This is a genomic window from Blastochloris sulfoviridis (assembly GCF_008630065.1).
Taxonomy (GTDB): Bacteria; Pseudomonadota; Alphaproteobacteria; order Rhizobiales; family Xanthobacteraceae; genus Blastochloris; species Blastochloris sulfoviridis.
This window is the reverse complement of sequence record NZ_VWPL01000057.1, coordinates 1-8,078: the sequence shown is the minus strand read 5'-3', so window position 1 is coordinate 8,078 and position 8,078 is coordinate 1. Positions and strand designations below refer to the sequence as shown.

6 protein-coding genes and 4 pseudogenes are annotated in these 8,078 nt (G+C 64.1%); 3 read left to right on the top strand and 7 right to left on the bottom strand.

What is annotated here, in order from left to right; genetic code table 11:
• A pseudogene (locus tag F1193_RS16665) lies at positions 1-215 on the bottom strand (hypothetical protein); the annotation flags it as partial.
• A 71-nt stretch (positions 216-286) separates the two neighbouring features.
• Positions 287-478, bottom strand: a pseudogene (locus tag F1193_RS16660) (glutaminase); the annotation flags it as partial.
• Between the two features lie 68 nt (positions 479-546).
• Here F1193_RS16660 and F1193_RS16655 point away from each other — a divergent pair.
• Positions 547-1,899: a transposase gene (locus F1193_RS16655; RefSeq protein ID WP_150098917.1), complete on the top strand. Its 1,353-nt coding sequence runs from the start codon at positions 547-549 to the stop codon at positions 1,897-1,899.
• Here the strand turns inward: F1193_RS16655 and F1193_RS16650 are convergent, their stop codons facing one another.
• The 3 genes and pseudogenes from F1193_RS16650 to F1193_RS16640 form a co-directional block, all read right to left on the bottom strand.
• Complete coding sequence (locus F1193_RS16650) at positions 1,900-2,733, bottom strand: glutaminase (RefSeq protein WP_150098916.1); 834 nt, start codon at positions 2,731-2,733, stop codon at positions 1,900-1,902.
• 293 nt (positions 2,734-3,026) lie between these two features.
• Positions 3,027-3,170 (bottom strand): annotated as a pseudogene (locus F1193_RS16645) (IS256 family transposase); the annotation flags it as partial.
• Between the two features lie 142 nt (positions 3,171-3,312).
• On the bottom strand, positions 3,313-4,944 hold the full coding sequence (locus F1193_RS16640) for an MltF family protein (RefSeq protein ID WP_150098915.1): 1,632 nt from the start codon (positions 4,942-4,944) through the stop codon (positions 3,313-3,315).
• 38 nt (positions 4,945-4,982) lie between these two features.
• On the opposite strand from F1193_RS16640, the gene F1193_RS16635 reads away from it, so the two are divergent.
• On the top strand, positions 4,983-5,348 hold the full coding sequence (locus F1193_RS16635) for a hypothetical protein (protein WP_150098914.1): 366 nt from the start codon (positions 4,983-4,985) through the stop codon (positions 5,346-5,348).
• Positions 5,349-5,386: 38 nt separating this feature from the next.
• On the opposite strand, the gene F1193_RS16630 is transcribed toward F1193_RS16635, so the two are convergent.
• Both F1193_RS16630 and F1193_RS17715 read right to left on the bottom strand, forming a co-directional pair.
• Positions 5,387-7,513: an alkyl/aryl-sulfatase gene (locus tag F1193_RS16630; protein WP_246164509.1), complete on the bottom strand. Its 2,127-nt coding sequence runs from the start codon at positions 7,511-7,513 to the stop codon at positions 5,387-5,389.
• Positions 7,514-7,613: 100 nt separating this feature from the next.
• Entirely contained in the window at positions 7,614-7,742 is a 129-nt protein-coding gene (locus F1193_RS17715; protein ID WP_281287262.1) for a hypothetical protein, read from the bottom strand.
• Positions 7,743-7,846: 104 nt separating this feature from the next.
• Between F1193_RS17715 and F1193_RS16620 the strand changes: the two are divergent.
• Positions 7,847-8,078, top strand: a pseudogene (locus tag F1193_RS16620) (ISAzo13 family transposase); the annotation flags it as partial.

The window sequence follows — 8,078 nt, the reverse complement described above, 5'->3', positions numbered from 1 at the left end:
ACCAGCATGGAATACGTCACGATGCCGGTGGCCACGGTGGTGGGCGGCACGTTGAAGCTCGCCACCATGCCGCCCATCGCGACCGGCAGCGAAGCCACATTGTACGACATCAGGACCTGGCCGAGCGCGATGGCGACCATCGGCACCCAGGAATTCCGCTCCTCCGTCCCGGAGGCGGCTGCGGCGTCTGTTGCTGCTGGTGTTGCGGCCGTCATGGCGTGGCGTCCTTGGAGTTGGTGTCCATCGGGGTCTTGCCGTCGGACTGTTGCGTGACCTGCGGCGCGGCTCACGCCTCCGGTTTGGAGACGAACAGGTCCATGCCCAGGCGCTGCGACAGGTACTTGGCCACGAGCTGGCCCTTGACGCTGTTGCCGGCGGCATCGAGCGGCGGGGCGAACGTGCCCAGTCCGCCCTTGCCGGGCGAGACGGTGACGATGCCGCCGCCGATGCCGCTCTTGCCGGGAAGCCCGATGTCGTAGCAGCCCGTTGACGAAGTCGGTCTGGGCTGATTCCGTTCGGTGACCGACGGCTTGACGGGTGGCACCGATGGCGATGAGGCGGGACGGCGGGGTTCAGACCGAACTTGTGGTGACGTGGGCGGAGATGCCGCGCTCGCCGGGCCACGCATTTTACGACCGCCTGCAGACGCTGTTGTCGGAGGCCGGCTTCGACGCCTTCGTCGAGGACACCTGCAAGCCGTACTACGCGCCGCGGATGGGTGCGCCGTCTCTGCCACCGGGGCGGTACTTCCGCATGCACCTGATTGGCTATTTCGAGGGGATCGACAGCGAGCGCGGCATCGTGTGGCGGTGTTCGGATTCGCTGTCGCTGCGGGAGTTCCTGCGGCTGGGCACCCGAGAGAAGGTGCCCGACCATTCCTGGCTGTCGAAGACGCGCTCGCGCCTGCCGCACGAAGTCCATGACACGGTGTTCGCCTTCGTTCTTGCCCTCGTCGCCGAGCGCGGTCTGGTGAAGGGCGAACGGCTTGGCGTCGACGGCTCGACCATGGAGGCCAACGCCGCGCTGCGGACGATCGTGCGCCGCGACAGCGGCGAGAGCTACCGGCAGATGTTGACGCGGATGGCCGAGGAGAGCGGCATAAAGACGCCGTCGATTGACGATCTGATCCGGCTCGACCGCAAGCGCAAAGGCAAGAAGCTGTCGAACGCGGAGTGGACGAGCAAGACCGACCCGGACGCCAGGATCGCCAAGATGAAGGACGGCTCGACGCATCTGGCCTTCAAGCCCGAGCACGCGGTCGATCTCGACACCGGCGTCATCGTCGCGGCGCCGATCCATGCCGCCGATGAGGGCGACACCACGACGCTGGAGCCGACCCTGGCCGAGGCGCAGAAAAACCTGACCGCGGTCGGCCTGGCGCCGACGGTGGAGGACCCCTGCGAGGTGGTCGCCGACAAAGGCTATCACGCCCGCGCCGTTCTGAAGGACCTCGACGGCGGCCCGTGGACAACGCGCATCGCCGAGCCGCGGCCGAGCAACGGCTATCTGCGCTGGCACGGCGACGACGACGCCCGCGCCGCGGTCTACGCCAACCGCAGCCGGCTGAAATCGGGCGTCGGCAAGGATGCGATGCGCAAACGCGGCGAGATCGTCGAGCGCAGCTTCGCCCACGTGCTCGAGCGTGGCGGCATGCGCCGAACCTGGCTGCGCGGGCGCGAGAACGTCCACAAGCGTTATCTGATCCACGTCGCCGGCTACAATCTCGGCATCTTGATGCGGGCGCTGTTCGGAACCGGAACGCCGAAGGAGATGGCGGTGCTCAAAACCGGCACCATGTTCGTCGTTCAGACCGCCAATGCCATCACCTTTGTGGTCGTAGCAGTGGTCAACGCCGAGCCCGCACTGCTCGTCGTCGCCATCGTGCCCAAAACCGCCTGATCAATTCCAGACTTCAGCACCGGGCTGGTAGAGCCAGTCGCCCGAGGTCTCGTAGAGGCCCGCGGTGGCCATCACGGCGAGCGCGTAGTGGCAGATCGCGGGATCGACCACCCTTTCCTTGGTGATGGGGTTGACGCCGCCGTCGGCCAGGGTCGCGCCCATCACCGCAAGGTCGCGGGCGCTGACATTGAGCGAGCACTGCCGGGTGTAGAGGTCGGTCGCCTCCTTCGGGTCGCTGTAGATCCGGCCCACGCTCTGCAGCATGCGGGCGATCGACCGGTTGCGGAAATTGGTGTCCGAGGCGGAGGCGTAGACCTCCTCGTTCAGCGGCAGCGTCCGGCCGGCGAATTTCGACAGCCCGTCATGGATGAACCTCCACTTCTCGTCCCCGTTCGCGCCGGGCACCAGGCTCGTGGTGGCGATCGCCCCGGCGTTCACCATCGGATTGGTCAAGCCGCCCGGACTGTCCTCGATCGCCGCCAGCGAATTGAACGGCCGTCCGGTGCTGTTGGCGCCAAGCTTTGCGCGCGCCTCCGCCGGGCCGATCTGCTGGCACACCAGCGCAAACACGAACGGCTTGGAGACGCTCATGATGGAGAATTCGTACTCGGTATCGCCCACCGATTGGACGGCACCGTTGGTTCCCACCACGCAGATGCCGAACAGATCGCGCGAGACGCGGGCGAGCGCCGGATAGACCTGCGAGTTCTCGCCTTCCGTATTGGACTTGAACGTCTCATACGCCCCGTTCAGCCACCTTCGCACATCCTCGGGCGGCGGCAGATGGCCGGTCGAGACATACTCGGTCCGGTCGTTGTCGGCGGCGGTCGGCATCCGGCATTTCCTTCCCTGGGCGTTGTTTTATTGCGGCGGCATTTGCTTGGAGCGTATTGCCGCGAACGTGTTATGTGTTGGGCAGGTATTTCACTGAGATGGGCGGTAGGCGCGCAGCTAACGCGTCAGTTGTGCTAAAGTTCCTGGCGGCGGAACGGCTCGGGCCGTTGATACCTCCGGCCTCGCCCGGCTGCCCCGCAAGACCAACATGCGCGCTGCGAGATCGTGTCCCGTGTCGTGGTGTAGCTGGTGGGATGGCCACCGTCATCCCCCGGCGGGGCCGGGACGGTCAAGCTTGCCAGTGATGGCAGGCCGACGATGGGATCATCGCTGAGCGGGAAGATGGTTTCCAGCGTCATGTAGCGCGCCCGCTGGACGGCCCATTCATCGTTCTGCTCCAGCAGGATGGCGCCGACTAGGCGGGTGATGGCGTCCTCGGGGGACTATCGGGAATTTCGTGTGTGGTCGGGCATGATGGGACCAAAGACGGAAGGCTGATCCAGAAACACGTCGCTTCGGACTGTGCAACTTTTGGAACGCCGCCGTCGACTGCACCAAGTAAAGCAGCCGGATTTCGGGTCACTTTTGTGTCCAGCGCACTTCGCCGGGGTGCGTGTCCGTCTGCCGCTTCGGTCCTTCCGACATGCCCTTGAACCACACATAATAGCGGTAGACGTTGCGCACATAGTCGACGGTCTCGGCGCCGACGACGCGCCACACCGTCCATTCGACATTCTCGAACCAGACGTTTGGCGTCTCGCTCTGCCGCCGCAGCCGAGCAATCTTGGTCGGCCCGGCATTGTAGCTGGCGAGTGTCAGCATCAGCCGGTCGACATCGGCCATGTTCGGCTGGTCGACATAGGCGTCGCGGAGATGGCGGAAGTACTTGGTGAAGGCGTGAACGTTGTCCTCGGGATTAAGCAAGTTGGAGATACCGACGATTGGCAGGCGGGCGGTGGCGGGCATCATCTGCATCAGACCGGTGGCCCCGGACCTACGCATCACCAGCTTCGCGTTGAAGTTTGATTCCTGAAAGGCCACGGCTGCGATCAGATGGGGATCAATGTTGTAACGCTTGCCGTAGGTGGCGAAGAAACGCTCATATTCCGGATGCAGACGGCGGTTTTCGTTCGAGGGTATGTTCTTCAGCCAGCGATCGTTTCTGGCGAATTCGCGTAGAAGGATGTTGCCGTGCTCGGTGCCGCGCCGGGCGGTGGAAACGAACGTATTGACTCGTTCCGCGAGCTTCGGGCTGTTCTTGCGGAAGGCCAAGGCCACTTGGCCGCCCGTATGGACCGGTGCGGCCCGGTGCGCCTTGATGCCGGTGAACACCTTCTCCCACAGGTCGATGACGTGATCGTCCGTGACGGTCGCCTCGATCAGGCCGGCATGGACCATTTCGACAAGGTCTTCGGTTTCGAGGCGCTCGTCAGCGGCGCGGACGTCGATCGGCGAACGGCCGCCGGCTTCAAGCTCGCGGTTCAGCGCGACGAGATGTTCGTGGAAACTCGATGAACGGCGAACCGTGACCGTCATGCCCGACAGGTCACTCGGGTCACGCAAATCGGCGACCTCGCGCGAGGTGACGACGATCTCTTTCACGTCCGAAAGCAGCGGCTGGGAGAAGTCCACGAGAGCGTTGCGCTCGGGGGTGACGGTGAGATTGCCGAGCGCGATGTCGCCGCGGCCAGCCACGAGATCGGGGATCAGCCGATCGCGCGGCGTGGGGATGGCGAAAACGAAGATGCGCTTGGATCGGTCATGGATGTCGCGGTTAATCTGGCGCTCCAAGACGCGAAGTTGGCGGGCGGCGACTCCATCGATCTGACGGCCGCGAATCTGGAAATAGGCGCGGCCGAGCGGGATGAGCACCCGCACCCGGCGCCGCTCCACCATCTGGTCGAAGTCACCCTTGAACGGCTTTGTGAGTGCCGCCCGCAGAGGCTGGCCAGTCTCGATCGCTTCAGCCGGCGTCACCGTTCCCATGAGACCCGTCGCGACGGTGAGGCTCGCTGCGATGACGAAACAGAGGGCGGCGATCATCCGCAACGCCAGGGGGATTTCGTTCGATCGATACGACAAATTCTCCTCCGAACGGGCCGCCCGCCGCGCCTTCCCGCGGGGCATCCGGAAACGGAAGCCGCGTCTGGAACTTCCGCTGTAAATTCGCGTGGGGCGGGCGGCAAGATCAATTCTTCCGTTGCGTGCCATGCCCGATCTTTTACACAACCAGCGACACCGAATTCTGGATGACGTCGCCGAAGCCGGTGGATGTATCCCTCGAACCGGAGAACGCCATGACTGCCCCCCAACTTCACCGCCGCGCTTTCATGTTCGGCGTCCTGGCTACGGGCGCCGCGGCCATTGCGGTCGGGTCCAGCCGTGCTGAAGCAGCGCCATTCCTGTCCGCTTCTCCCGCCAATTCGGATGCCGCCGCTGGTCCGTTCGATGCAGTGTTCCGTCCGAACCAAGACAACGTCGCAGCCGAAACCGTGCAATGGAGCAACCGGTGCTGGATTGACGCCCGCTCGGGCCGGCGGGTGTGCGTCCAGCGCCGTTGGGTGTGTCGGTGGCACAAAGGCCGCCGCGTCTGCGGCTGGCGGGACCATTACTGATCCCGCGCCGTTGCGGTACGTCGACGGATGGCTGGCCGTCAGTCGCCGGCCGCGTCCGGCGGCATCAAGTCGGGCACCTTGAACGGGTTTGGTTCCTCGTTTCGCTTCGCATCCGCCGCCGCAGTCGGGGCTGCCGTTCCCGGCAGTATCTCGAAATTCGGTGCGAATGAGACCAGAATGCTTCTAAGCTGGTCGAAGGGCTTGCGATCGCCTACGAATGTCGCCTTGCCAGCCTTGATCAGGTCGTCGAAGGAGTTCGTGCCCATCATCACTTGGTTGAGTTCGGCGCGATTGACGGTGATGGTGAGATCCGGGGTCTTGGCCTGCTCGCCCTTGATGTTGGTCAGCGTCGCGTTGCTCATCTCGACAAGGTATTTCTCACCATTGTCGGGCGTGATCAGGTTGATGGTGAAGTGCATGCCGCCGGCCTTGCGCGGGTCAATGCTGATGCCGATGAAGTCGAGCCAGTTCTCGGTCGACATCGCCCGGATCATGTCCGGTCCGGACGACCTGACAGGCGTGCCGCCCGGAAGCCCGTTGCGCAGCTCGTAGGCGCCCTGCAGATAGATGTTGCGCAGCGTCGGGCTTTCCTTCTGGTAGCCGAGTTGCTCGAAGGCGTTCGCCAGCAGATCCTTCGCCACCTGGTTGCCCGGTTGCGCGAAAACCAGTTTGTTCAGGATCTCAGACGCCTCAAGGTACTTGCCTTGGTCGATGAGTTCCTTGCCCCTGGCAACGATCTTGGCGGAGCCCCCCATCATCTCGACGTACAGCGGCGCGGAGTCCTTGGGCGACAGGGGCGCGATGTTCACCGGGTTGCCGTCCCAGTAGCCGAGGAAGCGGTTGATGACACCGCGGCTGTTGTGCTGCTCCGACCCGTGGTAGCTGTGCGCCGGCCACTGCTTCCACAGGCTCGGCGGAAGCTGGTAGACGTTCTGGATCTCGTTGATGGTCACGCCAAGGTTGGCGTAGTGGAGCGACTGGTTGTTGAGGTTGGCATACGTGTCGCGTTGCGTGCGCATCACTTCCTGGATGCGCGCGTTGCCCCAGCGCGGCCAACTGTGCGAGGCGAACATCACCTCGGCTTCCTGGCCAAATTTGTAAAGTGCGACGTTGATCTGCTTCGACCAGTTCAGCGCATTGCGCACCGGCGCGCCGCGCGGCGTGTAGATGTTGTGGATGGTTCCGGTGATGTTCTCAGCGGCCCAGAAGGCCTTGAACTGCGGGAACCAAGTGTTCATTTCGACCGGCGCCTCAGTATCCGGCGTGTTCTGGAATACCATCTTAACGCCGTCGACCGTCACTTCCTCGAAATCACGCTTGATCAGGTGGTTCGGCGGGATCAGCCCGACGTTGCCGCTCGCCACGTTCTTGCCGATCGACTGGTCGGCGTGACCGAATGGGTCGCGCGGCAGCAGCACTGCGTACGAGTACTGGGTGCGGCGCGACATCGCGTTGCCGGTGAAGACGTTCTCCTCGATCGCCGCCTGCATGAAGCCCTCCGGCGCGATCAATTTGACCTTGCCGCTGACCACGTCGGCCTCATCCACCACGCCGCGCACGCCGCCGAAATGGTCGACGTGGGAGTGCGAGTAGACGACGCCCAGAACCGGTCGCTTGCCGAGCTTCTCGTTGATGAATTCGAGCGCCGCTCGGGCGGTTTCCTTGGCCGTGAGCGGATCGAAGACGATCCAGCCGGTATCGCCCTTGATGAAGCTGATGTTGGCAAGGTCGAAGCCGCGCACCTGGTAGATCCTGCCCGGCAGGACTTCGTAGAGGCCGAAGGCCATGTTCAGCACGGCTTGCCGCTGCAGCGACGGGTGGATGCTCGGGAAGTCCTTGCCCTGCAGCAGCCACTGGTAGCTGCCCATATCCCAGGCCACGTTGCCGGCATCGGCCATGATTTTCATGAACGGCGGTTCGGCGATGAAGCCTTTCTTGGCCTCTTCGAAATCCCGCCGGTCCTCAAACGGCAGAGTGGCGGAGACGCCCTTGCGCAATTCGATTGTGAACATCGACGGCAGGTTGCCCTTGGCGTCGAAGTGTTTCCCGGCCGGGCTGGTCGCCTGCGCCAGCGCTCCCCCGGAGTCGAGGGCAAGCGGGGCCCCGAATGCGACAGCGGCACCTGCGGCGATCATCCATCCGAAGGAAGGTCGGGTGGTCTTCATCTTATTCTCCCGTGTCGAGGCGTTCGTCACGATGTCACCTCCGTTGACATTCGAAGGGGAAAGAACCCTTCGGATCGAGGAACTTGAAGTGTTCCAATTCTCAGGCGACCTGGCCGGCATCGGCAATGATCTTCATGTCCTTCGTTGGCGCGATCAGGCCGCGTTTCTTCGTCTCGAAGTCGCGTCTGTCGGCAAGAAGCACCCCTGCGCGGGCCTTATGTTGAGACATCCAGGGCGTGGTTAGGCATTGACCACGAACAAGTGAATCGAGGTGTGGTCTTTTACGGGCCGGCAGGGATTCCGGGGCGGCGGGCGATTTCGTAGCCTGTTTGAGTGATTGACGAATCGGCCATCCGCCTGCGCTTTGAGGCGCTCTGTGACGTTCTCGACGAGCGAGGCCGGCGCCGGTTCGCGGCGGCCGAAGCGCTGGCTGCGGGGCGCGGCGGCGTCACGGCGGTGATGCGCGCCACCGGCATTGCGCGCAGCACGATCGGGCGCGGGCTGGCCGAGTTGCGGGCCGGCGAGGAATTCGCGGTCGGCCGGGTGCGGCGGCCCGGCGGTGGTC